Origin of the sequence: Sulfitobacter faviae (genome assembly GCF_029870955.1) — a bacterium.
In the GTDB taxonomy this organism is placed as follows: Bacteria; Pseudomonadota; Alphaproteobacteria; order Rhodobacterales; family Rhodobacteraceae; genus Sulfitobacter; species Sulfitobacter faviae.
On the sequence record NZ_PGFQ01000001.1, the window covers coordinates 1,619,966 to 1,645,239 of the forward strand.

Here is a 25,274-nt window from a genome sequence, read left to right on the forward strand (position 1 = left end):
CCCTTGCAGGAAAAAGCCGCGGCTTCCTTTCGGGAGCCGCGGCGCATAGTGCGGTAGCTATGTAAGCCTTAGGCCGCCCGCGAGAGCGGCGCCGCCACCTCTTCCTCGATAAACGCGCCATGCAGCGCCTTGATCACTGGTTGCAGGCTTTCCCGCTCGACGATGAACTGCACATCCACGTTGCGTGGCCCTTGGCTCGCGCCGATCGCCGTCTCGCCGGCCTCGGCGATGGCCACAAGGCCCCGTTGCAACACCGACAAGCCGTTCAGATCGCGCCCGATGACCGAGGCCATGGAAAGTGTGCGGGTGGTGATCTCGGCGGTGGGATAAATCTCGGCCAGATCCTTCTCCACCCGGCGCATCGTTTTCAGCGAAGCGTCCAGATAATGGGTGATCGTATTGGCGTTCGAGACCTTCGAGACGATCCGCACGTTGTGACGTGTCAGAACGTCGAGGATCGCGGTGTCATAGCCTTTGACGCCGACCATGTCCTGCTCGAACAACTCCAGCGTGACGATGTCGAGACCGGTCACGATTTCCACCGCGGGCGCCTCGGCCTGACGGTCGTCGATCAGGGTGCCGGGGTCTTCGGGCTCGAAGGCGTTGGTCACGCGCAGCGGCACGTCGGCCTGGCGCAGGGTCTTGGCTGCCTTGGGGTGAATCGCCTCCATCCCCATGTTCGACAGCTGATCCGCCACGTCGTAGTTCGTGCGACCGATCTTCTTGACAGCATGCTCGCCGACCAGTTTCGGGTCACAGGACGACAGGTGGAATTCCTTGTGAATGATCGCCTCGCGCGCGCCGGTGAGAGCGGCGAGCTTGGAGAAGGTCACCTCGGAATAGCCGCGGTCGAACTCGCGCATCAGGCCTTCGGCGCATTGCGCATAGCCTGTGACGATGGGCATTTCCGTATGAGGGTCGATGCCCTCCATCGCCTGCGCGATGCGCTCATCGAGCGTCACGTTGCCCTCGTCACGCCACCCCGAGAGGTCAACGAAACGGGCGTTCACGCCAGCGCGCTGGAGCAGGATTGTGGTGACGAATGCGGAATGCGCCTCGCCCAGACCGGACAGCAACTCGCGAATTTGCAACATGTGTTCCGACAGGCGGAAGTGGCCATAGGCGCAAAGGCGCTGCAGGTCGATCAGGCAGTTGCGGGCGCCATGGGTGCGTTCGGACACAAAGGCGTCGGCCTGTTCGATGTCACCGGGATGCTCCAGCACCTCGCGGTGCACGCGCTGCATCTCGGCCGAGACGCGGGTCAGCGCCTCGTGCCAGCCGTGATCGTTGCTGGCATTGGCCAAATGGGCGTAAACGCCCGGCTCGCCGGATTTCTTGTGCTCCAGCAACAGGTTCGTGATCCCGCCAAAGGCGGAGACCACGAAGACGCGCCCATAGATGTCCGCGCCCTTACGGTCACCGACAAAGAGCGTATCTTTGAGTTGGTTCACGCGGGACATGGACGTCCCGCCGATTTTTTCGACAGTGTGGGACGGTTGAGTCATAAAACTTAAGCGACCTCCTCGGCAGGCGCATAGGAACCATCTTCGCGGTGCACTTCGTTGCCGGTGACCGGCGGGTTGAAGCAGCACGCCATGTGCAGTTCTTCCTCTGCGCGCAGGGTGTGTTTGTCGTTCAGGTTCAGGGCGTACATGACGCCGGGGGTGATCTCATGCGTCTCGCCGGTGGCAAGATCGGTGATCGAGCCTTTGCCCTTCATGCAATAGACGCTCTCGAAGTGATGCTTGTAGTGGAACGTGTGTTCCGACCCGGCCTCAAGCACGGTGATGTGGAAGGAAAACCCCATCCCGTCATCGGCCAGAAGCATCCGTGTGGAGGTCCATTTCGCATCCGCCACGTGACGGTCTGTGCCCTGAAGTTTGTTAAAATCGCGTACAATCATCGGTATTACTCCGCTGCCAGTTTCATGTTGCCCGTCACATCGCGGGTCGCTTGAAGAAGGATATCAAAGCCTTCGCGCATAACCTTCTCCGGCGTGGTGAGCGGGGCAAGATATTTTACGATCTCGTCGTTCGCACCCGATGTTTCGATCACGAGGCCCAATTCATAGGCGCGCGCGCAGATCGCACCGGCCAGTTCGCCCGAGCCGACATCGACGCCCTGCATCAGGCCGCGGCCTTTCAGTGTGGCGCCGTCGACCAGATCGGCCACATCCTTAAGCGCGGTGGTCAGCAGCACGGCTTTCTCGGCCAGCGACTTTTCGAAGGTGTCATCGGACCAGAACTTCTCAATCGCGACGCGGGCGGTAACGAAGGCATGGGTATTGCCCCGGAAGGTGCCGTTGTGCTCGGCGGGCTTCCAGATGTCATGCTCCGGCGCGATCAGCAGGGCCGCGAAGGGCAGGCCAAAGCCGGAAAGCGATTTCGCTTGGGTGATCATGTCGGGCTTGATGCCGGAGGCCTCAAAGGAGAAGAAGCACCCCGAGCGGCCACAGCCCGCCTGAATGTCGTCGACGATCAGCAGCGCGCCATGCTTGCGGGCGATTTTTTCGATGCCTTGCATCCATGCGTCGGAGGCCGCGTTCAACCCGCCTTCGCCTTGGATCGGCTCAAAGATAAAGGCCGCGGGGGCGTCGATGCCCGACGACGGGTTCGACAGCATCGCGTCGATCATCTCAAGCGTGTCCACGTTCTCGCCCAATGCGCCTTCGAAGGGCATGTGGGTGACATCGGCCAACGAGCCGCCACCCGCGCCGCCGCGCTTGCCTTTGTTGCCAGTGAGCGCCAGCGCACCCATGGTCATGCCGTGGAAGCCGTTGGTGAAGGAAATCACGTTGGTCCGGCCCGTCACCTTGCGCGCCAGCTTAATCGCGGCTTCGACGGCATTGGTGCCGGTCGGGCCGGTCATCATGACCTTATAGTCCATGCCGCGCGGCTTGAGGATCTTCTCCTCATAGGCTTCGAGGAAGGCCGCCTTAGTCTCGCTATGAAAGTCGAGGCCGTGGGCGATGCCATCAGCGGTGATATGCTCCACCAGCGCCTGTTTCATGTCCGGGTCGTTGTGCCCGTAGTTCAGCGAGGAGCAGCCGGCGAGGAAGTCGATGTAGCGGTTGCCTTCGCCATCGAACATTTCCGAGCCGCTGGCGCGGGTGAAAACGGCGTTCATGCCACGGCAGTAGGAGCGCGCTTCGCTCTCGCGGCGGGTAAAGATGGTCGTGTTCTGTGCCATATCCTTAGGCATAGGAATTCCTTTCTCTTCTAGAGAGTCTGTCGTGTGAATTGTCAGCTGCGGTTTACGCGGCGCGTTTCAGTGCGGCGGCCTCGGGCAGCGTGATCGTCACCATATGTTCGGTGTCATGCGCGCCCTCGAAGTGGGCGTCTTTGGTAAAGTGGGGCGCATCAGAAAGATCGCCGCCGATGTGGTTCGCAAAGCTGCGGAACAGCCCCCAAGAGGCGTCGTTGTCGCGGGTGATCGTGGTTTTGAGGGTCTTGGCGTCCTCGGTCTCATCCCGGTTCACCAGTTCCATCAGCATGGTTTTCCCCAGACCAAGGCCGCGGGCCTTGGGGCTGACGGCGACCTGCCAGACAAAGAAAGCATCTTGGGCCGGGATCATATGGCCGGAGATCCAGCCCACGATATCACCGTCCAACTCGGCCACCACGCAGGTGTCGCGGAAGTGGTCGGCTTGGATCAGGTTCGCATAGAGCGAATTTTCGTCGAGCGGTTTACAGTCGCGAATCAACCGCCAGATGGCGGCTCCGTCCTCGGCATTGGGCTTGCGCAGCTTGGGTGTGCGGGCTTTTTTCATGTCGAGTTTATTCTGCATCCGTTCGTGGCTCCCTGATTGTTTCGATAGACTAAATAAGTCATGCGCGGTAATACTTCAACAATCAAAGCAAATTACTTCAAAATGCGCTTATAGCGTGCTTTAAGCGCCATAGAACTGTGCATATTTGTTTCGTTTTCCGAACGAAATTAGGCGGCTTCGCTTAGCTATACTAAGCGATCAGGCAGGTTTTGAGCGATTGCTGAGAATGCCGCCAATGTGCAATGATGCACCATGACGCAGAAACATCCCGACCGGGTCGACGAAAGTCTGATCGCTTTGCGCCGCATTTTGCGGGCCACCGAACTCTATGCGCGCGATCTGGCGCAGGCCGCGGGGGTGACCCCTGCGCAGCTGCGCGTTTTGCAGATCGTGGGAGAGAAGAAAGACCCGACGGCCAAGACCCTCGCCAACCAGATGGGGGTGAGCCAAGCCACCGTGACCGCCTTGGTCGACAAGCTGGTGGCGCGCAGCTTGGTCTCGCGCCAGCCCTCGGCGCAGGACCGTCGGCAGACCAACATCACCTTGACCGCCCAAGGCGAGGATGTGTTGGAAGAAGCCCCCGATGCGCTGCAACAGCGCTACGTCCGCGCCTTTGCGGATCTGGCCGATTGGGAGCAGGCGCAGCTGGTGTCGTCGTTGGAGCGTGTGGCGGCGATGCTGAACGTGGACAGTCTGGATGCCGCGCCGGTTCTCGCGACGGGGGAATTGCGGACAAGCAAGAAGACCTATTGAGCGCGGTCCCAGACCTCGGCGGCCAAACCCTTTTGCAAATCGCGCCTTTTCTTATATAGAGACCCATCCCTAGCCAGTGAGTCTTTGAAATGTCCGCTTCCGCGCCCATCACCCAAGACGTGATGACCCTTCCCCGTAAGCTGCCCGATGGGCCGATCAACCTTGTCGGCTTGACCCGCGACGCCATGCGCGACGCGCTGATCGCCCATGGCACGCCCGAGAAACAAGCGAAGATGCGTGTGGGGCAGATTTGGCAGTGGATCTACCAGTGGGGCGTGCGGGATTTCGACGCGATGACCAACCTCGCCAAGGGCTACCGCGCTCAATTGGCTGAGAAATTCGTGATCGAAGTGCCCGAGGTGGTGACCCGTGCGGTCAGCGAGGATGGCACCCGCAAATACCTCGTGCGGATCGCGGGCGGTCATGAGGTCGAGGTGGTTTATATCCCCGAAGAGGGGCGCGGCACGCTTTGTGTCTCTAGCCAAGTGGGCTGCACGCTGACTTGCTCGTTCTGCCACACCGGCACCCAGAAGCTGGTCCGCAACCTCACGGCGGGGGAGATCATCGGTCAGGTCATGGTGGCGCGTGACGATCTGGGCGAATGGCCTGAAATCGGTGCGCCGAAGGATGAAACCCGGCTTTTGAGCAATATCGTGCTTATGGGCATGGGCGAGCCGCTGTATAATTTCGAAAACGTGCGGGACGCGATGAAGATCGCGATGGACCCCGAAGGCATCCAGCTTTCGCGCCGCCGCATCACGCTGTCGACTTCCGGCGTCGTGCCCGAGATTCACCGCACCGCCGCCGAGATCGGCTGCCAGTTGGCCGTGTCCTTCCACGCCACCACCGACGAGGTGCGCAACAAGCTGGTGCCGATCAACAAGCGTTGGAACATCGAGGCGCTGCTGGAAGCGCTCAAAGCCTATCCCAAGGTCAGCAACTCCGAGCGGATCACCTTTGAATACGTGATGCTGAAGGACGTGAACGACAGCGACGAAGACGCGCATCGTCTGGTCAAGCTGATCGAGGGCATTCCGGCCAAGATCAACCTCATTCCCTTCAATGAATGGCCCGGTTCGCCCTATGAGCGGTCGTCGAACAACCGCATTCGGGCTTTCGCCAACATCATCTATCAGGCCGGCTATGCCTCACCCATCCGCACCCCGCGCGGCGAAGACATCATGGCCGCTTGCGGTCAGCTTAAGTCAGCGACCGAGCGCGCGCGCAAGTCGCGCAAGCAGATCGAGGCGGACGCGGGTCTGGGCGGTTAAACCAGCCCCGCGCGGTCCCGCGAAAGCGCTTCTTCAGTAACACCCTCGGCGGCGATGTCGCCGGGGATTTCCGCGCCCCGCACCAATGCCGCCGCGGCGCGGGCGAGCGCCGGGGCGGTCTGGATGCCATAGCCGCCTTGGCCAGCAAGCCAGAAAAACCCCTCACCTTCAGGATCATACCCCGCCACCGGATCGCCATCGGGCAGGAAGCTGCGCAGCCCGGCCCAGCGGCTTTCGATGCGCGGGCGCTCCAAGTCGAAGGCGGTTTCGATCCGGTCGATGCAGATCGCGATGTCCAATTCCTCGGGCTGGGCGTCGCAGGGGGCGAGGGCGTGGCATCGGCGGGCGAAATCAGCAGCTTGCCCGCATCGGCCTTGAGGTAGAACTGCTCGTCGATATCCACCACCATCGGCCAACGGTCCGGCACCATCCCCTCGGGCGGGGCCACCGTCAGCGCCGTGCGGCGTTTCGGGGTGAGGCCCGCAGGCTTTAACCCGGCCAGCGTGGCGATTTCATCCGCCCAAGCCCCTGCGGCATTGACGATCACCGGCGCGTGGAAGGTGCCTTGGTTTGTGTCGACCTGCCAGTCACCCTCTTTGCGAAGTGCCTGCACCTCGGCCTTGGTTTGCAAAACGCCGCCCGCCGCGCGGAAGGTCTTGAGGTAATGTTGATGCAGCCCGTTCACGTCGATATCCGCCGCCGAAGCGTCCTGCAGCCCGCCGGTGGCATAGCCTTTGCGCAGCAGCGGCACGCGCGTCTCGACCTCGGGGCCGCTCAGCGGGGTGACATGGGGGCCCAACTCCTCAGCAGTGCGGGCGAGCGATGCCTGCTGGTCCTGCCGCGCCACGAAGACCGCGCCGCGGGGTTCCAGCAGCGGATGCGCCAGATGCGGGCTGGCAGGGTCGTGAAAGAAAGCGGCAGAGGCACGAGAGAGGGCGCGGATCACCTCCGGCCCATAGGTCACCGTAAACAGCGCGGCAGAGCGGCCCGTGGTGTGATAGCCCGGCTGGCTTTCGCGCTCCAGCAGCAGCACCCGGCGGTCGCTGGACAGTTCAGCGGCGACAGAAGCGCCCGCAATGCCCGCACCGATCACGATGCAATCGAAACCTGTCGTTGAATTGTTCATACTCTGCCCTCTCTGCGCGGAGGCTAGCACCGCCCGCGGCGGGGCAAAAGGGCCGAAGCGCGGTCCGCCTCTGCCCCTGCGGGCAATCGTATAAATCCGCCATATTGTTGCAATTGCATGAAATTTTCGCCCGGCGCGGCAAAGCCGTTGACCGAACGCCCCGCCCGGCGCAGTCTGTCACAAAGGGCGCATGCGGTGATGCCGAACGCGCCCCGACCCACAGGAGTGCTGCCCCATGTCCGAACTGACCCTTTCCCGAACCCTTCCCGCGCTGACGCTGGCCTTTGGCCTGATGGCCTCGGCCTCCGCCGCTGCCGAGCTTGTCATCGGCATGCAGCAGGAGCCCACGTCGCTCGATCCCACGGCGGATGCCACCGCCTCCATCGACAGCATGATGACGCAAAACGTCTTCGAATCGCTGACCACCGTGGCCGAGAATGGCGAAGTGCAGCCGAACCTCGCAACCTCTTGGGAGGTCTCTGAGGACGGTCTGACCTATACCTTCATGCTCGCCGAAGGCGTGACCTTCCATGACGGCAGCACGCTGGATGCCGAGGATGTGGTCTATTCCTTCAACCGCGCTATGAGCGAAGACAGCGTGAACCCCTCGAAGGATATTTTCGAGCCGATCGAAAGCGTCAAGGCTGTCGATCCGCAGACGGTCGAGATCACGCTCACGAACAAGGATGCCTTCTTCCTGTTCAACATGGGGCAAGGCGACAGCGCCATCGTGGCTTCGGAAAGCGTGGAGACCAACAACGCCAACCCGGTGGGTTCCGGCCCCTTCAAGTTCGACAGTTGGACCCGCGGCGACCGGCTGACGCTGGTCAAGAACCCCGATCACCGCGACGCGGATGACGTGGCGCTCGACAAGGTGGTCTTCCGCTTCATCTCCGACCCGGCCGCCGCCACCGCGGCGATGATGGCCGAGGAGCTCGACGCTTTCCCCGGCTTCCCCGCGCCGGAACTGCTGCCGCAGTTCGAGGCCGACCCGCGCTTCCGCGTCAACGTCGGCTCGACCGAGGGCGAGGTGATCCTTGCCATGAACAACGCCAAGCCGCCTTTCGACAATGTCGAGGTGCGCCGCGCCGTGGCCACCGCCATCGACCGTGACGAGATCATCGAGGGCGCGATGTACGGCCAAGCCGTGCCGATCGGCAGCTTCTACCCGCCGCATGGCACCGCACATGTCGACCTGACGGACGCCTATCCGCATGACAGTGCAAAGGCCGAGGAGATGTTCGAGGCGGCGGGGGTTGCGGGGGCCACCATGACCCTGCGCGTGCCGCCGTTCCCTTACGCCACACGCTCGGCCGAGATCATCCAGAACCAGCTCGCCGAGGCCGGGATCAACGCCAAGGTCGAGAATGTCGAATGGGGCTTCTGGATCGATGAGGTCTACAAGAAGAAGAACTACGACATGACCATCATCGCCCACACGAGCCCCAACGACATGGGCAATTTCGCCCGCGGCCCGGACTACTTCTACGGCTACGACAATGCCGAGATGACCGCGCTTTGGGAGAAGATCCAAACTGAGGTCGACACCGAGGCGCGCAATGAACTGCTCAAGCAGGGCCAGCAGATGCTGTCCGACCAGTCGGTGCATGGCTTTCTGTTCCAACTGCCTCTCTTGGGCGTCTTCCGCCAAGAGGTCGAAGGCTACTGGTCCTCCTCGCCCGTCCTCTACATGCCGCTGAAGAATGTGCGCATCGCCAACTGACCTGAAACGGCTGCGGCGCCCCCGGTGCCGCGGCCTTTGGACCTGACTTCGTGGCCTATTTCCTTTTCCGCCGCACGCTCGGTTTCGTGCTGACGCTGCTCGCCGTCTCGCTCGTCGTCTTTGCCGTGATGAACGTGCTGCCGGGCGATCCGGCGCTGACCATCCTTGGCATGGACGCGAGCGAGGACGCGCTGGCGGCGTTGCGCGAGCAGCTGGGGCTGAACGAGCCGGTGGTGACGCGCTACCTCGCTTGGGTCTGGAACGCGGTGCAGGGGGATTTTGGCATCAGCCATTCCTTCCGCGTGCCGGTCTCGGAACTCATCGCCGAACGACTGCCGATGACGATTTCTCTCGCGGTGGCGGGGATGCTGGTGACGCTGGTGCTGGCGCTGGGCCTTGGCATCACGGCGGCGGCGCAGCATGGGCGCGCGGGCGACTGGGGGGTGATGTTTCTCAGCCAGCTTGGCATCGCCGTGCCCGCCTTCTGGCTGTCGATCCTGCTCGTTATGCTTTTTGCCGTGAAGCTGCGCTGGCTGCCGCCGGGGGGCTTTGCCGGGTGGGACGATCCGGGGGCGGCGCTGCGCTCGCTCATCCTGCCCACGGTGGCGCTGGCGCTGGTGCAATCGGCGGTGCTGGCGCGGGTCACGCGGTCCTCGGCGCTGGAGGTCATGCGGCAGGACTTCGTGCGCACCGCCCGCGCCAGCGGCCTCTCGCGGCGGCGGGTGCTTTGGCGGCATGTGCTGCCCAATGCGCTGGTGCCGATCGTGACCATCGTCGGCATGCAGTTCGCCGCCCTAGTGACCGGCACCATCGTGATCGAAAACGTCTTCTACCTGCCGGGGCTGGGCCGGCTTATATTCCAGTCCATCGCCAACCGCGATCTGCCCACGGTGCAGGCGCTGGTGATGCTGTTCGCCGCCATCGTGGTGACGGCGAATTTCGTGGTCGATCTGCTCTACGTCGTCATTGACCCTCGGCTGAAGGCGCGGGCATGAGGCGGCTTCCGGCGAATTTCCTGCTGGGTGCGGTACTGGTCAGCCTCGTCGTCGGGGTGGCGGCGCTCTCGCTTGTCTGGACCCCGCATGACCCGCAGGCGATGTCGATCTCCACCAAGTTCGCCCCGCCGTCTACGGAGCATTGGCTGGGCACCGATCAGTTGGGCCGCGACGTGGTGGCGCAGTTGATGGCGGCGGCGCGAAACTCGATGACCGTGGCGCTGGTGGCGGTGCTCTTGGGCGGCAGCATTGGCGTGGGGCTGGGGCTTCTGGCCTCCGCGCTCGGCGGCTGGGTCGAGGATGCGGTGATGCGGCTCGCCGACTTGGGCTTTGCCTTTCCGGCGCTGTTGTTCGCGATCATGCTGGCGGCGGTCTTCGGGCCCTCGCTGACCAATGCGGTGCTGGCGATCTCCTTCATCAACATTCCCATTTTCGCCCGAGTCACCCGCGCCTCGGCGAACCAGATCTGGACGCGCGATTATGTCGCCGCCGCGCGGGCTGCCGGGCGCGGGCGCTTCGCGATCAGCCGCGATCACATCCTGCCCAACATCGCCGCGGCGGTGATCGTGCAGGCCACCATCGAGTTCGCCGTGGCGATCCTCGCCGAAGCGGCGCTGAGCTATCTCGGCCTCGGCGCGCAGCCGCCCGCCTCAAGCTGGGGGCGGATGCTGTCGGAGGCGCAGACGCTGATGTATCTCGCCCCGCAACTGGCGATCTATCCGGGGCTGTGCATTGTCGTGGCCGTGCTGGGCTTTGGCCTTCTGGGCGACGGGTTGCGCGACATCACTGATCCCCGACTGGTGCGTGCGCGATGATTGAGCTTAGCAATCTTTCGATCCATTTCGGCACTGCCGCTGCCCTGCGCGACGCCAATCTGGTGATCGAGCGCGGTGACCGCATGGGGGTCGTCGGCGAAAGCGGTTCGGGCAAGACGCTGCTGGCGCTCTGTCTGATGGGCATGGCCCCCGAAAGCGCGCGGTTGACCGGGCAGCTGCGGATTGACGGGCAGGACATGGCCGACGCATCTGAGCGCGATTGGCAGAGGCTCCGCAGCCGCCGCGTGGCGATGGTGTTTCAGGAACCAATGGCGGCGCTGAACCCATTGCGTCGGGTGGGCGACACGGTGATGGAGCCGATGTTGCTGCATGACGGGCTGACACGCAGCGCCGCCCGTGCCCGCGCCCTGAGCCTGTTCGAAGAGGTGGGCATTCCCGATCCCGACCGTCGCCTGCGGCAGTTCCCGCATGAGATGTCGGGCGGCCAGCGCCAGCGGGTGCTGATCGCGCTGGCGCTGGCCTGCAACCCCATGCTGCTGATCGCGGATGAGCCGACAACCGCGCTCGACGCCAATGTGGCGCTGCGGATCACCGACCTGCTGCAACGGCTCGCGCGGGAGCGGCAGATGGCGCTGGTTTTCATCAGCCATGACCTCGCCGCCGTGGCGCGGGCGACCGAAGACATCGTGGTGATGTATGCGGGCGATATGGTCGAGCGGGGCCGCACGGCAGAGGTGCTGGGCAGGCCTGCGCATCCCTATACCAAGGGGCTTTTGGGCGCGCGGCCCGATCCGGGCGTGGCGGGGCGGGATGCCCAAGGAAAACGGCGCAGGCTGCCGACCATTCCGGGCGCGGTCCCGCCGCTGCAGGGGCTGCCGCAGGGCTGCCGTTTTGCGGGGCGCTGCCCGGTGGAGCTGCCCCATTGCGCCACGCAGCGCCCGGACTTTGTGCAGACCGACGCAGAGCGCGCTGCCGCCTGCCACCTGCTGACGGAGCGGTGCCATGACTGACGCGCCGCTTCTAGAGGTCCGCAACCTGACCCGCCGCTACAAACTGCCGCGCCAAAGCCTGCTGCGGGCCCCACCGGTGCTGACGGCTTTGGAAAACGCCTCCTTTTCGCTGCACGCAGGCGAGACCTTGGGCGTGGTCGGGGAAAGCGGCTCGGGCAAATCCACTCTGGCGCGGCTGATCATGGCGTTTGAGCGTCCGGACGCGGGCGCGGTGCTGTTTCGGGGGCGCGATCTGCATGGGCTCGGGGGCAAGAACTGCGCAGCCTGCGGCGCGATTTTCAGATGGTTTTCCAAGACCCTTTCGGCTCACTCAACCCGCGCCGCCGCGTCGGTTGGTCCATCGCCGAGCCGCTGCGCGCCAATGGTGAGACCGAGGATATCCCCCGCCGCATCGCCAAAGCTTTGGAGCAGGTCGGGTTGCATGCCGCGGACGCGGGTAAATATCCGCATGAGTTCTCGGGCGGGCAGCGCCAGCGCATCGCCATCGCGCGGGCCATCGTCACCCGCCCCGCGTTGTTGGTCGCGGATGAGGCGGTCTCGGCCCTCGATGTCTCGGTGCAGGCGCAAATTCTCAACCTTCTTATGGACCTTCAGGATGATCTGGGCCTTGGCATGGTCTTTATCAGCCATGACCTTGCGGTGGTCGGATCGATCTGCGACCGGGTGCTGGTGCTGCAGCATGGCAAGACCTTGGAAAGCGGTGCGGCGGCAGATGTGTTGCGCAGCCCCGAGCACCCTTATACGAAAACCCTGCTGACAGCCGCAGGAGTACGCCCATGACCCGTTTCGTCCACCTGACCGACCTGCATATCTCGCATCCCGATCTGAACGACCCACATCTGCACAGCGACACGCCCGCCACCCTGCGCCGCGTGGTGGAGGTGATCAACGCGATGGAGCCCCAACCCGATTTCGTGGTGGCCAGTGGCGATTTGACCAACCATGGCGACCAACAAAGCTATGCCCTTGTGCGCGAGATCATGGAACCGCTGAAAGCGCCGCTGGTCATGGCCCTCGGCAACCATGACAAACGCGATGGGTTCAACGCGGTCTTTGCGCCGGGGCTGGCCGATGCGCCCTATTTCCACGACGCGCCGCAGGGCGATCTGCATGTCATTACGTTGGACAGCAGCGTGCCGGGCAAGGTGGCCGGGGCGCTGGACGACGCGCAGTTCGAGTTTCTGGAAGCCGCGCTTCAGCGTCATGGCGATCTGGCGAAACTCTTGGTGATCCACCACCCGCCGCGCGTCGATCCCGCGGCCCTCGCATGGGGCAGTCTGGACGCGGCGAGCAGTGCGCGTTTGGCCGAGATGTTGAAGGGGCAGCGCGTGGCGGGCCTCCTCTCGGGCCATGTGCATGTGAATCGGGTGAGCCATTGGCACGGCATTCCGGTGGTCATTTCCAACGGTCTGCATTCCACCATCGACCTGACCGAAACCCGCGACCTGCGTATCGTGGAGGGCACTGGATTCGGCCTTTGCGAATGGCATCCCAGCGGCTTGAGCGTCTCCTTTGCTCCGCTTGACCCGACGGCGTCTGAATTGGCGCGGATCGACCGCGCGCAGCTAAAATCCTTTGAGTAGAATGACATCCACCCCCGTTGGCCGCAGCCTCGCGCCCTGCGCCGCGGTGCAGTAAAAAAATTATTGTTGACCCTCAACCTTTTTAATTTCACACAGCGAGACATGAAAAGGCTATACCCGGCATGAGATCGGGCCGCTGTTCACGGGGAGGGTGAATTTGCTGACTGCCAATGGCGACAGTGTATCGACGCTTGGCGCACGCATGCGCAAGCAGCGTCATCGTTTGTCCCTGACTCTACAGCAGTTGGGCGAAGCCTCCGGCGTGTCCGTGGGCTATCTCAGCCAAGTCGAACGGGGCCGGGCCACGCCGTCACTGGGCACCCTGTCGCAGATCGCCGTGGCGCTTCAGGTCGATGTCAGTTTTTTCATCTATACGCCCAAGACCCAAGACAGCCTGACCCGTGCGGCTGAGCGTCCGCGCTTTGCCGTCTCGGGCTCATCCATCGAATATGAGAAGATCGGCGCGGATTTCCCGGGCCATGAGCTGTCCTCCTACATCATGAACGTGCCGCCGGGCTATGCCTCGGAAGAGGTCGTCCATGAGGGGGAAGAGGTGATCTATATCCTTGAGGGAGAGATCGCGCAGGTCGTCGATGGGGGGGAGCATATCATGCGGCCCGGCGACAGCCTGCATTACCTCGGCAGCAGCCCGCATTCGTGGTCCAACAAGACCGACAAGCCCGCCCGCGTGCTTTGGGTGGGGCGGATGCAATATGAACAGGCCGCTGGCGCCAATAGAATACGTCCGAATGAAGGGGCAGTCGCCACCGCATTCGCGTCGTCTCGCCCGTAAGGGCGTATCACCTGCGGCGGATACCCCGCTGCCAAGAAACAAACCAACCAGGAGAGAGAATATTATGTCTTTTACAACGAAATTGGCCACCGGTGCCATGCTGGCGGCCCTTGGGGCCTCGGCGGTATCGGCCCAATCGCTGGTCTATTGCTCCGAAGGCTCGCCCGAGGGTTTTGACCCCGCGCTGTACACAGCCGGCACCACATTCGACGCTTCCAGCCACCCGATCTACAACCGTCTGGCCGAGTTCAAAGTCGGCACGACCGAAGTCGTGCCCGCGCTGGCCGAAAGCTGGGAAGTCAGCGAAGACGGCATGACCGTGACCTTCAAGCTGCGCAAAGGTGTGAAATTCCACTCCAACGACCAGTTCACGCCGACACGCGATTTCAACGCCGACGACGTGATCTTCAGCTTTGACCGTCAGGGTAACGAAGAAAACCCCTATCACACCGTCTCGGGCGGCACATGGGAATACTACGGCGGCATGTCCATGCCCGATCTGATCGAAAGCATCGAGAAGGTCGACGACTACACCGTGGCCTTCAACCTGACCCGTCCCGAAGCGCCCTTCATCGCGAATATGGCGATGGACTTCGCTTCGATCGTGTCCAAGGAATATGCCGACGCGATGATGGAAGCGGGCACGCCTGAAATGGTGAACCAAGCGCCCATCGGCACCGGCCCGTTCAAGTTCCAAGCCTACCAGAAAGACGCGGTCATCCGTTACCTGCGCAACGACGACTACTGGGGCGATGCGGCCAAGGTTGAAAGCCTAATCTTCGCGATCACGCCCGACGCCTCCGTGCGCTACCAGAAGGTGCAGGCGGGTGAGTGCCACGTCATGGCATATCCGAACCCGGCCGATGTTCAGGCGATGAAAGACGCCGAAGACATCGTCGTGATGGAGCAAGAAGGTCTGAACGTTGGCTATCTGGCCTATAACACGCAGGTCGCGCCCTTCGACAACGCCAAGGTCCGCAAGGCCCTGAACATGGCGATCGACAAGCAGGCGATCATCGACGTGGTGTTCCAAGGCTCCGGCGAAATCGCCAAGAACCCGCTGCCGCCGACCATGTGGTCCTACAACGACGCCATCGAAGACGACAACTATGACCCCGAGGCCGCCAAGGCGATGCTCGAGGAAGAGGGCGTCAGCGATCTGTCGATGAAGATCTGGGCGATGCCGGTTCAGCGTCCCTACAACCCCAATGCCCGCCGTATGGCCGAGCTGATGCAGGAAGACTTCTCCAAGGTTGGCGTCGATGTCGAAATCGTCTCCTACGAATGGGGTGAGTATCTGGAGCGCTCCAAGTCCAAGGACCGTGACGGTGCCGTGCTGCTGGGTTGGACCGGCGACAACGGTGACCCAGACAACTTCCTCGCGGTTCTGCTGGGCTGTGACGGTGTCGAGAAATCCAACCGCGCCCAGTGGTGCAACGAGGAATTCGACGCGCTGATCCAGAAAGCCAAGGTTCTGCCGACCCAAGAAGAGCGTGCGCCGCTTTACGAAGAAGCGCAGGAAATCTTCAAGGATCAAGCGCCTTGGGCCACCATCGCGCATTCGGTCGTCTACATGACCATGCGCCCCGAGGTTGAGAACTATGTCGTGCACCCGCTGGGGGGCCACATCTTCAACCAAGTTGGCCTGAAGCAGTAACACTGCCGCTTTGACCAAAGGGGGCGGCATCATGTGCCGTCCCCATTTTATTAACCTCGCCAGCCCGAAAGCCAGCCCATGTCCCCTTCGCTGAATGATCGCCTGTCGGCCTATGCCGATATCGCCGCCGACCTATCGGTCGATGCCGTGGCGCTGGTGCCCGGCCCGAATTTCACCCGCGCCGTCGACCATGCCTTCATGAGCCACGAACGCCCCTTCGTTCTGGTGATCCCCGCCCGCGGCCCCGCCGCCGCCTTGGTGCCGAACCTTGAACTGGGCAGTTGGGAGTTGGTCGGTTTCGACGGGGCCGTTTTCGATTGGCGCGACCAGACGGGCTACGACGATGCCTTCGCCGCGCTGATGCAACATTTGAACATCACCTCGCTTGCAGTTGAAGGCCAAGTGATGCGCGTCTTTGTGCATCACGCGCTGAAGAAAGCGCAGCCCGATCTGCGGATCATCGATGCCGAGCGTGAGATCTCCGCCCCCCGCATGATCAAGACCGAGGCCGAGGTCGCGGCGCTGCAAAAAGCCATCGACATTTCCGAACGCGCCCTGCGCGCCACGCTGGATAGCGTGAAGCTCGGCCAGACCGAGAAAGAGATCGAGCAAAAGCTGGTGCAGATGATCTTTGCCGAAGGGGCTGATGATTTGTCCTTCGCCCCCATCGTCGCCGCCGGTGACGGCTCGGCCCGCCCGCATGCCAAGGCGCGTGAGGATTACCACGTCAAAGCAGGCGATGCGCTGCTGATCGACTTCGGCGCGCGCAAGGACGGCTTTGCCGCCGACATCACCCGCACCGTTTTCCTTGCCCATGTCAGCGACGAGGGGCGCGCGGTGTACGACACTGTGCTGCGCGCCAACCTTGCCGGGCTGGAGGCCACCCGCGCAGGCGTCACCGCGCATGAGATCGACGATGTGGTGACCGGCGTGCTCGAAGCCTCTCCTTTTGCCGACCGCATCCGCACCAAGACCGGCCACGGTCTGGGCCGCGATGTGCATGAAGCGCCTTATATCATGCGCGGCAACCACATGACTTTACCCGCCGGAACGGTGTACACCAACGAACCCGGTCTCTATGAGATCGGCAACTTTGGGGTGCGCATCGAAGATGACGTGCTGATCACCGAAGATGGCTACAAATCCCTGACCAACTTTCCGAAGGAACTGATGGTGCTCCCGTGCTGAAATATGTCTTGTCGCGCCTTGCGACCTTCATCCCCACTTTTATCGGCGTCACGCTGATATCATTCGCCTTCATCCGCTTGCTGCCCGGCGACCCGATCGTCGTCATGGCCGGTGAGCGCGGCATTTCCGAAGAACGCTATCTCGAACTGCAACAGCAGTTCGGCTTTGACCGGCCGATCTATGTGCAGTTCTGGGATTACTTCACCGGCGTGATACAGGGGGATTTAGGCACGTCCTTCGTGACCAAACGCCCGGTTTGGGATGAGTTCTTCTCACTCTTCCCCGCCACGCTGGAGCTGTCGCTCTGTGCGATGATCTTCGCCGTGGCCTTAGGCCTGCCCGCAGGGGTGATCGCGGCGGTGAACCGGGGCAAGTTCTTTGACCGGGCGCTGATGTCGACCGCGCTGGTGGGCTATTCGATGCCGATCTTCTGGTGGGCCTTGCTGCTGATCATCGTCTTTTCCGGCAATTTGGGCTGGACCCCGGTCTCGGGCCGGATCGACCTTCTTTACTATTTCCCCAATGCCACCGGCTTCATGCTGATCGACAGTCTCGCCTCGGGGCAGGACGGGGCCTTCCTCTCGGCGCTGCGGCACCTGCTGCTGCCGACCATCGTGCTGGGGACCATCCCGCTGGCGGTGATCGCGCGGCAGACCCGTTCGGCGATGCTTGAGGTTTTGGGCGAGGATTACATCCGCACCGCCCGCGCCAAGGGCATGTCGACGGGCCGGATCAACGGCATCCACGCCCTGCGCAACGCGCTTATCCCCGTCATCACCGTGATCGGCTTGTCGGTCGGCACGCTGCTGGCGGGCGCCATCCTGACCGAGACGATCTTTAGCTGGCCGGGCATCGGCAAGTGGATGGTCGATAGCATCTTCCGCCGTGACTACCCGGTGGTTCAGGGTGGCCTTCTGCTCATCGCCGTCATGGTCATGGTCGTGAACCTTACCGTCGACATGCTCTACGGCATCATCAACCCCAAGATCAGGAAACGCTAATGGACGACGCACTCTCTGCCGAAGCCGAAATGGTGCACGACCGCCCCGGCCGCTTGCGCGAATTCTGGTTCTATTTCCGTGAAAACCGCGGGGCCGTGATCGGCCTGTGGATCTTTGCCATCTTCGCCGTGCTGGCGCTGTTCGGCCCGTGGATCGCGCCGCATGATGCGACCGAGCAGTTCCGCTCGGCCATCCTGCAACCGCCCGCGTGGCAAGAGGGGGGACGTGGAACCACATCCTCGGGACCGATCCTCTGGGCCGGGACATGCTCTCGCGGCTGATCGTCGGCGCGCGCTATTCCTTCTTCGTGGGCATCGTGGTGGTGACCATCGCCGCCTCGGGCGGGATCATCATCGGCCTCATCTCGGGCTTCGCGCCGAAATGGGTCGACACGATCATCATGCGGATCATGGACATCATCCTCGCCTTCCCGTCGCTCTTGCTGGCGCTGGTGCTGGTGGCGATCCTTGGGCCCAGCCTTACCAATGCGATGATCGCCATCGCCATCGTGCTACAGCCGCATTACGTGCGTCTGACCCGCGCCAGCGTGATCTCCGAGCGGCAGAAGGACTATGTCACCTCGGCCCGCGTCGTCGGCGCCAGCACGCTGCGGCTGATGGTCGTGACGGTGCTGCCGAACTGCCTTGCGCCGATCATCGTGCAGGCCGCGCTGTCCTTCTCGACCGCGATTCTTGACGCCGCCGCCCTGGGCTTCCTCGGCATGGGCGCACAGCCGCCCACCCCGAATGGGGCACCATGCTGGCCGAGGCGCGCGAGTTCATCCTGCGCGCATGGTGGGTCGTGACTTTCCCGGGTCTTGCGATCCTCGTCACCGTGCTGGCGATCAACCTCATGGGCGACGGTCTGCGCGACGCCCTCGATCCGAAACTGAAGCGGAGCTGATTGATGTCTCTATTGCGTATCCGCAACCTCTCGGTCGATTTCGCCACTGCCTCGGGCAAGTTCCGCGCGGTCGACAGTGTCGATCAGGATGTCGACACCGGTGAAATTCTTGCCATCGTCGGCGAAAGCGGCTCGGGCAAGTCGGTCTCCATGCTGGCGCTGATGGGGCTGCTGCCTTGGACCGCCACCGTCACCGCCGATGAGCTGACCTTCGACGGCCACGACCTGCTGACCATGGACAAACGCGCCCGGCGTAAGATCGTCGGCAACGATCTGGCGATGATCTTTCAAGAGCCGATGTCCTCGCTCAACCCCTGTTTCCCGGTGGGCTGGCAGATCAAGGAATCCCTGCGCGTGCATCTGGGCCTGAACCGGGCCGAGCGGCACAAGCGGGCCATTGAGCTGTTTGAACAGGTCGGCATTCCGGACCCGGAAAAGCGCCTTTCGGTCTTCCCGCACCAGATGTCGGGCGGGATGAACCAGCGCGTGATGATCGCCATGGCGATTGCCTGCAAGCCGAAGCTTTTGATCGCGGATGAGCCGACGACCGCGCTCGACGTGACCATTCAGGCGCAGATCCTCGACCTGCTGACCTCGCTGCGCGACGAGACGGGCATGGGGCTGGTGCTGATCACCCATGACATGGGCGTGGTCGCCGAAACCGCCGAGCGCGTCAGCGTGCAGTATGCCGGTCAGAAGATCGAGGAGCAGCAGGTGCTGCCACTCTTCCGCGAACCGCACCATCCCTATACGGCGGCGCTGCTGGACGCGCTGCCCGAGCGCGCCACTGAGAAACGCCTGCCGACGATCCCCGGCGTGGTGCCCGGCCAGTTCGACCGGCCCGCGGGGTGCCTCTTCTCTCCGCGCTGCAAGTTCGCCAACGATAAATGCCGCGCCGAGAACCCGCCGCCCTTGGGCGAGGATCTGGGCAAGGCGCGTTGCTTCTATCCGCTCAACACCAATGAAAGGGCCGCGTCATGACCGCCCCCGTAATGACCGCCGACGCGCTGCAGCGTCACTATCAGGTTGGTGGCGGCTTCCTGCGCAAGACCCAGACGCTCAAGGCCGTCGCGGGCCTCGATTTCGAACTGCACCCCGGCAAGACGCTGGCCGTGGTGGGTGAAAGCGGCTGTGGCAAGTCCACACTGGCGCGTATGGTCACGATGATCGAAGAGCCGACCGCAGGCTCGCTGACACTCGACGGCAAGCCGGTGCGGCCCGAGGATTGGGCCGACCTGCGCCAGCATGTGCAGATCGTCTTCCAAGACCCCTATGGCTCGCTCAACCCACGCCAGCAGATCGGCACGATCCTGCAAGAGCCGTTGGTCATCAACCGCAAGGACATGTCCAAGAAAGAGCGCGAGGAAAAGGCGCGCGAGATGCTGCGCCTCGTCGGTCTGCGGCCCGAGCATTACGACCGCTACCCGCATATGTTCTCGGGCGGGCAGCGCCAGCGCATCGCGGTGGCGCGCGCGCTGATGCTCGACCCCAAGGTGCTGGTGCTGGACGAGCCGGTCTCGGCTTTGGACCTGTCGATTCAATCGGCGATCCTGAACCTGCTGGTGGACCTGCAGGAAAAGATGGATCTGGCCTATCTCTTCATCAGCCACGACCTGTCGGTTGTGCGCCATGTGGCCGATGACGTGATCGTCATGTACCTCGGCCGCGCGGTGGAGAAGGGGCCGAAGGACGAGGTCTTCGACAATCCGCGCCATCCCTATACGGCGGCACTTCTGTCGGCCACGCCGCGCGCCGACCCCGAAGGCGGCAAGGAGCGGATCAAGTTGCAGGGCGAGCTGCCCTCGCCGCTGGCGATCCCCGAGGGCTGCCCCTTCGCGCCGCGCTGTTGGAAAGTGCAGGATGTTTGCCGCAAGGAGCGCCCCCCGTTGGAGGGCGCACCGCATCCGGCAGCTTGCTACTTCCCCGTCGACGAATGAGGCGGGCGCGGGTGGCTCAGACCACCTGCGCCACCACGCCGATGCAATCGCCCATCTTGACCAGCCCCGGCACATGCCGGGCGGTTAGGATGCCGCTAAGCTGCGCATGGGCGAGGATCGCTGGCTGACCGCTGCGGTCGCTGGGCCAGAGCCGGGCGATGGGCTGGCCCTCGGTCACCGCGTCACCCAGATCGACCAGCGGCTCCAACAGGGCCGTGGTCTCACTAAAGGTGAAGCAGCGCCCGTCGGGCATGTCGAGCATCACGCTTTCGGCCACCTCCGGCTCCCCTTGCAAAATGCCCGCATGGATCAGCAAGTTGCGCGCGCCTTTGCGCGCCACGGCGATGCTCTTGGCCGTCGATGTGCCCGCGCCCCCCAACTCGGTGGTGACAAAGACCTTGCCCTGCTCCTCGACCTCGGTGTCGAACATGCCGCGGTTGTCGATCTCTAGCATTTTCATGGAGTAGGGCGCGTTGAACGCCTCCATCGCGGCCATGCAAGCGGCCTCCTGCCGCTTGTCGGGCAGGATATGCGCGGCGGCGAAGGGCAGGAAATCCAGCGTCCGCCCGCCGGAGTGGTAATCCAGCACGATATCGGCCAGCGGCACCAGTTCGGTGGCGATGTAATGCGCGATCTTCTGGGTCACCGTGCCGCCCGGGCTGCCCGGAAAGCTGCGGTTCATATTGCCCCCGTCGATGGGCGAGCAGCGTCGGCCTGCGGCGAAGGCGGGTTGGTTCATCATCGGCAGGATGATGACGCGACCCGAGACCTGCGCCGGGTCCAGCGTGGCGGCCAGTTCCTGCAAAGCGATCGGGCCTTCGTATTCATCGCCGTGGTTGCCGCCGGTGAGCAGCGCCGTGGGGCCGTCGCCGCCATTGATGACGGTGATGGGGATCATCACGGACCCCAAGCGCTGTCGTCGCGGCTGTAGGGCAGGCGCAGGAAACCGTGATGCGCGCCGGGTTGGTCGAGCGAGATGGTCGGGGTAATGGGATTGCTGGTCATGCGGAAACAAACAACTTTCGCGGTGTGGTGCAGAAACATTCATGGCCGGTCTCGGTGATGCGGATCGGCTCGGTGATCTCAAGCCCGCCATCGTCAAGCCAAAGCGCGGGCATGAAATGGAAGGTCATGCCGGGCTCTAGGATCGTCTTGTCGCCACGGCGGAAAGAGATGGTGCGCTCCCCCAGTCGGGCGGGTAGCTGATGCCGATGGCATAGCCGCAGCGGCTGTCCTTCTCGAATCCCGCCTTGTTCAGCGTGGCGTTAAAGGCATTGGCGATATCCTCGGCCCGGTTGCCGGGTTTGGCCTGTTCGAGACCCGCGTCAATCGCATCCAGCACGGCGTTTTCCGCATCGCGGTATTTCTGCGGCACATCGCCAAAGAACAGCGTGCGCGACTGGGGGCATTGGTAGCGCCGATGCGCGCCTGCGATCTCAAAGAAGGTCGCCTCATTGGGCTGCATGGGGCGGTCGTCCCATGTTAGATGCGGGGCGGTGGCATCCATGCCCGAGGGGGCCATGGGCACGATGGCCGGATAGTCCCCCAGAACCCCTGTGCGCCGCGAATGCCGGTGGCATAGATCTCGGCCACCAGATCGTTCTTGCGCATGCCGGGCACGGCGACTTCGAGGATGCGGACGTGCATTTCCTCCACGATCCGCGCAGCGCGTTCCATATATTCGATCTCGCGCTCGGATTTCACCGCGCGTTCCCAGTTCACCAACGCCGTGGCATCCATGAAGGTCGCCTTGGGCAGTTTGGCCTTGAGCGTGTCATGGGCGCGGGCGGAGTAATAGTAGTTGTCCATCTCGACGCCGATGCGCGCCTGTTCCAACCCCATCTCGCTCAAGAGGGTTGAGAGGTCTTCCATCGGGTGTTTTTCGGGATTCTGGACGTAGGTATCGTCATAGCCGCGAATGCAGTCGTCCTCCATGAAGACCGTCCGCCGGGCACCGAGCGCGTCCATGCCACGGCCCCACCAGACCGGCTCCCCCTCATGGGTCAGGATCACCGCTTGGTAGACATAGAACGACCAACCGTCATAGCCCGAGAGCCACGACATGTTCGACGGATCGCTGACGACGATCGCATCGAGATTGCGCGCGGCCATGGTCTTGCGCGTTCGGTCGACCCGGCGCTGGTACTCGCTGTTTGTAAAATTCGCCTCATAAGTGGTCATAGGCCAGCCCCTTTCATGTCTGGTTACCCGAATAATGCGATCCGGCCAGAGGGGCCGGGATCACGGAATGATGCCTTGTGCATGGGCGCTTGGCATGTCGCAGTCGAACAGACGGCCATAGCCATCGGGGCGGCCCGAAAGCCCGCCCATCCGTTGCAACGCCCAGCACAGCGCTTGGTTAGAGGTCACGACGGGCTTGCCCAGCCGTGCTTCGATCCGGTCGATCACGTCAACGCCGCGCAGGGAGGTGCAGGAGAGGAAAAATGCCTCTACTTCCGCGCCATCCAGCGCAGCGGCGCCGTTTATGATGCTTTCGTCGTCGATCCGCGCCATGTCGCGGTCGTCTTCCAATGCGAAGGCCCCGTTGCGCATGACCTCTAGCCCCTGATCGTTGAAATAGGTGGCCAGCGGCGCGGCAGTTTCCGGCAAATAGGGGGTCAGCATCGCCACCCGCGTCACGCCAAGCGCGGCAAAGCCCGCGATGGCGGCAGAGGCGGGGGTGATGACGGGCACGCCGGGCAGCCCCTCGCCAATCGCCTCGCGCACCGCCGGGTTGCCGATGGCGACCGAGGCCGAGGTGCAGCAAAAGGCGATGGCCGACAGCTGAATGCCCGGCACCAAGAGCGCCGCGGTGCGGGCCATATCGGGGGTCATGGCGCGCAGCCGTTCGGGGTGGTGGGGTTCTCAAAGGCGATCCGGGCCACATGCAGCGCGGCCTGCGCCGGGTCGATCAGCCGCGCGGCGTCGCGTTCAAAGGTCATGTCGGTCGACAGCAGCATCGCCCCCAGCCGCACGGGGTCATCTTCACGCAAACGGCAATCAAGCGTCTCGCTTTGCACAGGGGGTGTCACCTGAATATTCCTTTGACCTAGACGACAAGCACGGGGCATTTCGCGAGCCCCGTAACCTTGTGAGAGACCGAGCCCAAGAGATAGCTGTCGCCCGTGGCACCAAGGCCGCGCGAGCCGATGACGATCAGGTCAACCTCATGTTTCTTGGCAAATTCCGTCACCGCCCGCGCGGGGCGGCCAGAGCGGACGAAGGCGCGGACATTCTCGACGCCCGCGTCTTTCATCAGTTGCTTGCCGTGGGTGATAATCTCGGTCGCATGGGCCTGCATCGCGTCGTCGATATTGCCCGGATCGTTCACCCGCACCATCGAGAGCGACGCCTCCAGCATTGAATGATGCCGGTAGATCGTCAAAAGCGTCACCTTCGCCCCGGTCAGCTTGGCCATCTCTGCCGCCTTCATCAGCGCGCGGTCGGCATTCACCGAGCCGTCATAGGGGGCGAGGATATGGGTGAACATGACGCTCTCCTCTTATTTCGCAAAGGCCAGATCGCGCAGGAACAGGGCGATCTGCGGGAAAAAGATCAGGGCAACCGAGACACTCAGCAGCATGATGATGAAGGGCGGGGTGCCGCGGATGACCTCCATATAGGGCCGTTTGAAGACCGCGATGGCGGTGAAGATGTCACAGCCAAAGGGCGGTGTGGCCGAGCCGATGGCGACTTGCAGCGTGATGACGGTGCCGACCAGCACCGGGTCGAGGCCGACCGAGTCCACCACCGGTGCGAAGATCGGCACGAAGACGAGGATCACGACAATGGGGTCCACGAACATACAGCCGATGAAGAAGGCCGCCGAGATCACGAAGAGCACGCCAATCGGCCCCATGCTGTCGATCCCGATGCCGGTCAGCACCGCTTGCGGAATCTGCGCGAAAGAGATCACCCAAGAGAATGCCGCACCCGCGGCGACGAGAATGAAGACCACAGCGGTGATCAGCCCGGTCGATTTCGCGGTTTCATAGATGCCGGCAAAGTCGATTTCCCGAAAGACGATCATCTCAAGGAAAATGGCATAGAGCACGCAGGCCGCCGCCGCTTCAGTTGGGGAGAAGACACCGCCGTAGATGCCGCCGATGATGATCGCCGGGAAGCCCAGCGGCCAAAGCGCTTGGCGCACCGCGCGGAAACGCTCGCCCCATGTCGCTTTCTCTTCGGTGGGGACGTTATGGCGGTAGGCGTAGATCACGGAATAGACCGAGAAGAGCGCGAGGATCAGCAGCCCCGGCCCGATGCCCGCGATGAAGAGTTCGGCAATCGACGTGTTGGAGACGACGCCGTAGATGATCATCCCGATGGAGGGCGGGATCAGGAAGGCGATGTCGGAGGAGTTCACGATCAGCGCCAGCACGAAACTGTCTTTGTAGCCCGCCTTGAGCATCCGGGGCCGCAGCGGCGAGCCGACGGCGACGACCGTCGCCTGTGTGGAGCCCGAGACCGCGCCGAACATGGTGCAGGCCGCAGCGGTGGCGACCGCGAGACCGCCCTTCATATGGCCGACGAAAGACATCACCATATCGATCAGCCGCCCGGCGGATTGGCCCCGTGTCATGATGTCGGCGGCAAAGATGAACATCGGCACGGCGATCAGCGAGGCGGGGCGCACCCCCGCCATCATCTGCTGCACCATCGTCTCAAGCTGGCCGAACCCGCCGAAGAGCGAATAGAAACCGACGAAAGCCCCCACGATCAGCGGGATCATCATGGGAAAGCCGAGCAGCAGCAGAACGACCATGACAGAGAAAATGGTGACGGCCAT

General features: G+C 63.1%; 22 protein-coding genes and 5 pseudogenes. 15 read left to right on the forward strand and 12 right to left on the reverse strand.

Translation table 11 applies throughout. The features are described 5' to 3' along the window. Positions 1 to 68: 68 nt before the first annotated feature. From CUR85_RS08360 to ectA, 4 genes are read right to left on the reverse strand one after another with little or no spacing between them, the layout of a single operon-like run. Positions 69 to 1,505 carry an aspartate kinase gene (locus CUR85_RS08360; protein ID WP_067261587.1) on the reverse strand — a complete coding sequence of 479 codons (1,437 nt, stop codon included), beginning with the start codon at positions 1,503 to 1,505 and terminating at the stop codon, positions 69 to 71. A 5-nt stretch (positions 1,506 to 1,510) separates the two neighbouring features. After that, positions 1,511 to 1,903: an ectoine synthase gene (locus CUR85_RS08365; protein WP_067261585.1), complete on the reverse strand. Its 393-nt coding sequence runs from the start codon at positions 1,901 to 1,903 to the stop codon at positions 1,511 to 1,513. 5 nt (positions 1,904 to 1,908) lie between these two features. Next, positions 1,909 to 3,201 (reverse strand): diaminobutyrate--2-oxoglutarate transaminase, encoded by a 1,293-nt coding sequence (gene ectB / locus CUR85_RS08370; RefSeq protein ID WP_067261583.1) that lies wholly within the window; start codon positions 3,199 to 3,201, stop codon positions 1,909 to 1,911. A gap of 52 nt (positions 3,202 to 3,253) precedes the next feature. After that, positions 3,254 to 3,787 (reverse strand): diaminobutyrate acetyltransferase, encoded by a 534-nt coding sequence (gene ectA, locus CUR85_RS08375; RefSeq protein WP_067261582.1) that lies wholly within the window; start codon positions 3,785 to 3,787, stop codon positions 3,254 to 3,256. A 234-nt stretch (positions 3,788 to 4,021) separates the two neighbouring features. Here ectA and CUR85_RS08380 point away from each other — a divergent pair, with 234 nt between their 5' ends. Both CUR85_RS08380 and rlmN read left to right on the forward strand, forming a co-directional pair. After that, the gene (locus CUR85_RS08380) at positions 4,022 to 4,522 is read left to right on the forward strand and encodes a MarR family winged helix-turn-helix transcriptional regulator (RefSeq protein ID WP_067261580.1); all 501 of its coding nucleotides are present in this window, start codon (positions 4,022 to 4,024) and stop codon (positions 4,520 to 4,522) included. Positions 4,523 to 4,611: 89 nt separating this feature from the next. After that, on the forward strand, positions 4,612 to 5,793 hold the full coding sequence (rlmN, locus tag CUR85_RS08385; protein WP_067261578.1) for a dual-specificity RNA methyltransferase RlmN: 1,182 nt from the start codon (positions 4,612 to 4,614) through the stop codon (positions 5,791 to 5,793). Here rlmN and CUR85_RS20125 read toward each other — a convergent pair. Both CUR85_RS20125 and CUR85_RS08395 read right to left on the reverse strand, forming a co-directional pair. Next, a complete protein-coding gene (locus CUR85_RS20125) occupies positions 5,790 to 6,209 on the reverse strand; it encodes an FAD-dependent oxidoreductase (protein WP_343245471.1) in 420 nt (139 codons plus the stop codon). The two genes, rlmN and CUR85_RS20125, sit on opposite strands and share 4 nt — an antisense overlap. Continuing rightward, positions 6,164 to 6,919: pseudogene (locus CUR85_RS08395) on the reverse strand (NAD(P)/FAD-dependent oxidoreductase); the annotation flags it as partial. The pseudogene CUR85_RS08395 and the gene CUR85_RS20125, both read right to left, overlap by 46 nt. A gap of 235 nt (positions 6,920 to 7,154) precedes the next feature. Here CUR85_RS08395 and CUR85_RS08400 point away from each other — a divergent pair. The 13 genes and pseudogenes from CUR85_RS08400 (at position 7,155) to CUR85_RS08460 (ending at position 20,485) form a co-directional block, all read left to right on the forward strand. Continuing rightward, entirely contained in the window at positions 7,155 to 8,642 is a 1,488-nt protein-coding gene (locus tag CUR85_RS08400) for an ABC transporter substrate-binding protein (RefSeq protein WP_067261575.1), read from the forward strand. 50 nt (positions 8,643 to 8,692) lie between these two features. Further along, on the forward strand, positions 8,693 to 9,637 hold the full coding sequence (locus tag CUR85_RS08405; protein ID WP_067261573.1) for an ABC transporter permease: 945 nt from the start codon (positions 8,693 to 8,695) through the stop codon (positions 9,635 to 9,637). Further along, positions 9,634 to 10,452: an ABC transporter permease gene (locus CUR85_RS08410; RefSeq protein WP_067261571.1), complete on the forward strand. Its 819-nt coding sequence runs from the start codon at positions 9,634 to 9,636 to the stop codon at positions 10,450 to 10,452. The genes CUR85_RS08405 and CUR85_RS08410 overlap by 4 nt, the downstream gene beginning before the upstream one ends. Continuing rightward, positions 10,449 to 11,423 (forward strand): ABC transporter ATP-binding protein, encoded by a 975-nt coding sequence (locus CUR85_RS08415; protein ID WP_067262578.1) that lies wholly within the window; start codon positions 10,449 to 10,451, stop codon positions 11,421 to 11,423. The genes CUR85_RS08410 and CUR85_RS08415 overlap by 4 nt, the downstream gene beginning before the upstream one ends. Further along, positions 11,416 to 12,203: pseudogene (locus tag CUR85_RS20130) on the forward strand (ATP-binding cassette domain-containing protein). The gene CUR85_RS08415 and the pseudogene CUR85_RS20130 overlap by 8 nt, the downstream one beginning before the upstream one ends. Continuing rightward, positions 12,200 to 13,006 (forward strand): metallophosphoesterase family protein, encoded by an 807-nt coding sequence (locus CUR85_RS08425; RefSeq protein ID WP_067262574.1) that lies wholly within the window; start codon positions 12,200 to 12,202, stop codon positions 13,004 to 13,006. The pseudogene CUR85_RS20130 and the gene CUR85_RS08425 overlap by 4 nt, the downstream one beginning before the upstream one ends. A gap of 202 nt (positions 13,007 to 13,208) precedes the next feature. Continuing rightward, on the forward strand, positions 13,209 to 13,799 hold the full coding sequence (locus tag CUR85_RS08430) for a helix-turn-helix domain-containing protein (protein ID WP_067262572.1): 591 nt from the start codon (positions 13,209 to 13,211) through the stop codon (positions 13,797 to 13,799). A 64-nt stretch (positions 13,800 to 13,863) separates the two neighbouring features. Continuing rightward, positions 13,864 to 15,456, forward strand: coding sequence for an ABC transporter substrate-binding protein (locus CUR85_RS08435; RefSeq protein WP_067262570.1), 1,593 nt, complete (start codon positions 13,864 to 13,866; stop codon positions 15,454 to 15,456). Positions 15,457 to 15,534: 78 nt separating this feature from the next. Continuing rightward, entirely contained in the window at positions 15,535 to 16,644 is a 1,110-nt protein-coding gene (locus CUR85_RS08440; RefSeq protein ID WP_067262567.1) for a M24 family metallopeptidase, read from the forward strand. Further along, on the forward strand, positions 16,638 to 17,645 hold the full coding sequence (locus tag CUR85_RS08445; protein WP_067262564.1) for an ABC transporter permease subunit: 1,008 nt from the start codon (positions 16,638 to 16,640) through the stop codon (positions 17,643 to 17,645). Before CUR85_RS08440 ends, CUR85_RS08445 begins: the two co-directional genes overlap by 7 nt. Continuing rightward, positions 17,645 to 18,548, forward strand: a pseudogene (locus CUR85_RS08450) (ABC transporter permease subunit). The gene CUR85_RS08445 and the pseudogene CUR85_RS08450 overlap by 1 nt, the downstream one beginning before the upstream one ends. Before the next feature lie 3 nt (positions 18,549 to 18,551). Continuing rightward, positions 18,552 to 19,529: an ABC transporter ATP-binding protein gene (locus CUR85_RS08455; protein WP_067262560.1), complete on the forward strand. Its 978-nt coding sequence runs from the start codon at positions 18,552 to 18,554 to the stop codon at positions 19,527 to 19,529. Continuing rightward, a complete protein-coding gene (locus CUR85_RS08460; RefSeq protein WP_067262557.1) occupies positions 19,526 to 20,485 on the forward strand; it encodes an ABC transporter ATP-binding protein in 960 nt (319 codons plus the stop codon). The genes CUR85_RS08455 and CUR85_RS08460 overlap by 4 nt, the downstream gene beginning before the upstream one ends. 16 nt (positions 20,486 to 20,501) lie before the next feature. On the opposite strand, the pseudogene doeB reads toward CUR85_RS08460, so the two are convergent. The 6 genes and pseudogenes from doeB to CUR85_RS08490 all read right to left on the reverse strand — a co-directional run bounded on the left by doeB (position 20,502) and on the right by CUR85_RS08490 (position 25,274). Further along, a pseudogene (gene doeB / locus CUR85_RS08465) lies at positions 20,502 to 21,490 on the reverse strand (N(2)-acetyl-L-2,4-diaminobutanoate deacetylase DoeB). Beyond that, a pseudogene (gene doeA / locus CUR85_RS08470) lies at positions 21,487 to 22,666 on the reverse strand (ectoine hydrolase DoeA). Before doeA ends, doeB begins: the two co-directional pseudogenes overlap by 4 nt. Positions 22,667 to 22,726: 60 nt before the next feature. Beyond that, on the reverse strand, positions 22,727 to 23,320 hold the full coding sequence (locus CUR85_RS08475; protein ID WP_280322599.1) for an aspartate racemase/maleate isomerase family protein: 594 nt from the start codon (positions 23,318 to 23,320) through the stop codon (positions 22,727 to 22,729). Continuing rightward, on the reverse strand, positions 23,317 to 23,517 hold the full coding sequence (locus CUR85_RS08480) for a hypothetical protein (protein WP_280322600.1): 201 nt from the start codon (positions 23,515 to 23,517) through the stop codon (positions 23,317 to 23,319). The genes CUR85_RS08475 and CUR85_RS08480 overlap by 4 nt, the downstream gene beginning before the upstream one ends. A gap of 17 nt (positions 23,518 to 23,534) precedes the next feature. Beyond that, entirely contained in the window at positions 23,535 to 23,975 is a 441-nt protein-coding gene (locus CUR85_RS08485; protein WP_067262549.1) for a universal stress protein, read from the reverse strand. 12 nt (positions 23,976 to 23,987) lie between these two features. Further along, positions 23,988 to 25,274 (reverse strand): TRAP transporter large permease, encoded by a 1,287-nt coding sequence (locus CUR85_RS08490; protein ID WP_067262546.1) that lies wholly within the window; start codon positions 25,272 to 25,274, stop codon positions 23,988 to 23,990.

Excerpts from the sequence above, each read along its gene's own strand:
- CUR85_RS08360 (WP_067261587.1), bottom strand. The coding sequence starts at position 1,505 with ATGACTCAACCGTCCCACACTGTCGAAAAAATCGGCGGGACGTCCATG.
- CUR85_RS08365 (WP_067261585.1), bottom strand. The coding sequence starts at position 1,903 with ATGATTGTACGCGATTTTAACAAACTTCAGGGCACAGACCGTCACGTG.
- ectB (WP_067261583.1), bottom strand. The coding sequence starts at position 3,201 with ATGCCTAAGGATATGGCACAGAACACGACCATCTTTACCCGCCGCGAG.
- ectA (WP_067261582.1), bottom strand. The coding sequence starts at position 3,787 with ATGCAGAATAAACTCGACATGAAAAAAGCCCGCACACCCAAGCTGCGC.
- CUR85_RS08380 (WP_067261580.1), top strand. The coding sequence starts at position 4,022 with ATGACGCAGAAACATCCCGACCGGGTCGACGAAAGTCTGATCGCTTTG.
- rlmN (WP_067261578.1), top strand. The coding sequence starts at position 4,612 with ATGTCCGCTTCCGCGCCCATCACCCAAGACGTGATGACCCTTCCCCGT.
- CUR85_RS08400 (WP_067261575.1), top strand. The coding sequence starts at position 7,155 with ATGTCCGAACTGACCCTTTCCCGAACCCTTCCCGCGCTGACGCTGGCC.
- CUR85_RS08410 (WP_067261571.1), top strand. The coding sequence starts at position 9,634 with ATGAGGCGGCTTCCGGCGAATTTCCTGCTGGGTGCGGTACTGGTCAGC.
- CUR85_RS08415 (WP_067262578.1), top strand. The coding sequence starts at position 10,449 with ATGATTGAGCTTAGCAATCTTTCGATCCATTTCGGCACTGCCGCTGCC.
- CUR85_RS08425 (WP_067262574.1), top strand. The coding sequence starts at position 12,200 with ATGACCCGTTTCGTCCACCTGACCGACCTGCATATCTCGCATCCCGAT.
- CUR85_RS08430 (WP_067262572.1), top strand. The coding sequence starts at position 13,209 with ATGCGCAAGCAGCGTCATCGTTTGTCCCTGACTCTACAGCAGTTGGGC.
- CUR85_RS08435 (WP_067262570.1), top strand. The coding sequence starts at position 13,864 with ATGTCTTTTACAACGAAATTGGCCACCGGTGCCATGCTGGCGGCCCTT.
- CUR85_RS08440 (WP_067262567.1), top strand. The coding sequence starts at position 15,535 with ATGTCCCCTTCGCTGAATGATCGCCTGTCGGCCTATGCCGATATCGCC.
- CUR85_RS08455 (WP_067262560.1), top strand. The coding sequence starts at position 18,552 with ATGTCTCTATTGCGTATCCGCAACCTCTCGGTCGATTTCGCCACTGCC.
- CUR85_RS08460 (WP_067262557.1), top strand. The coding sequence starts at position 19,526 with ATGACCGCCCCCGTAATGACCGCCGACGCGCTGCAGCGTCACTATCAG.
- CUR85_RS08475 (WP_280322599.1), bottom strand. The coding sequence starts at position 23,320 with ATGACCCCCGATATGGCCCGCACCGCGGCGCTCTTGGTGCCGGGCATT.
- CUR85_RS08485 (WP_067262549.1), bottom strand. The coding sequence starts at position 23,975 with ATGTTCACCCATATCCTCGCCCCCTATGACGGCTCGGTGAATGCCGAC.
- CUR85_RS08490 (WP_067262546.1), bottom strand. The coding sequence starts at position 25,274 with ATGGCCGTCACCATTTTCTCTGTCATGGTCGTTCTGCTGCTGCTCGGC.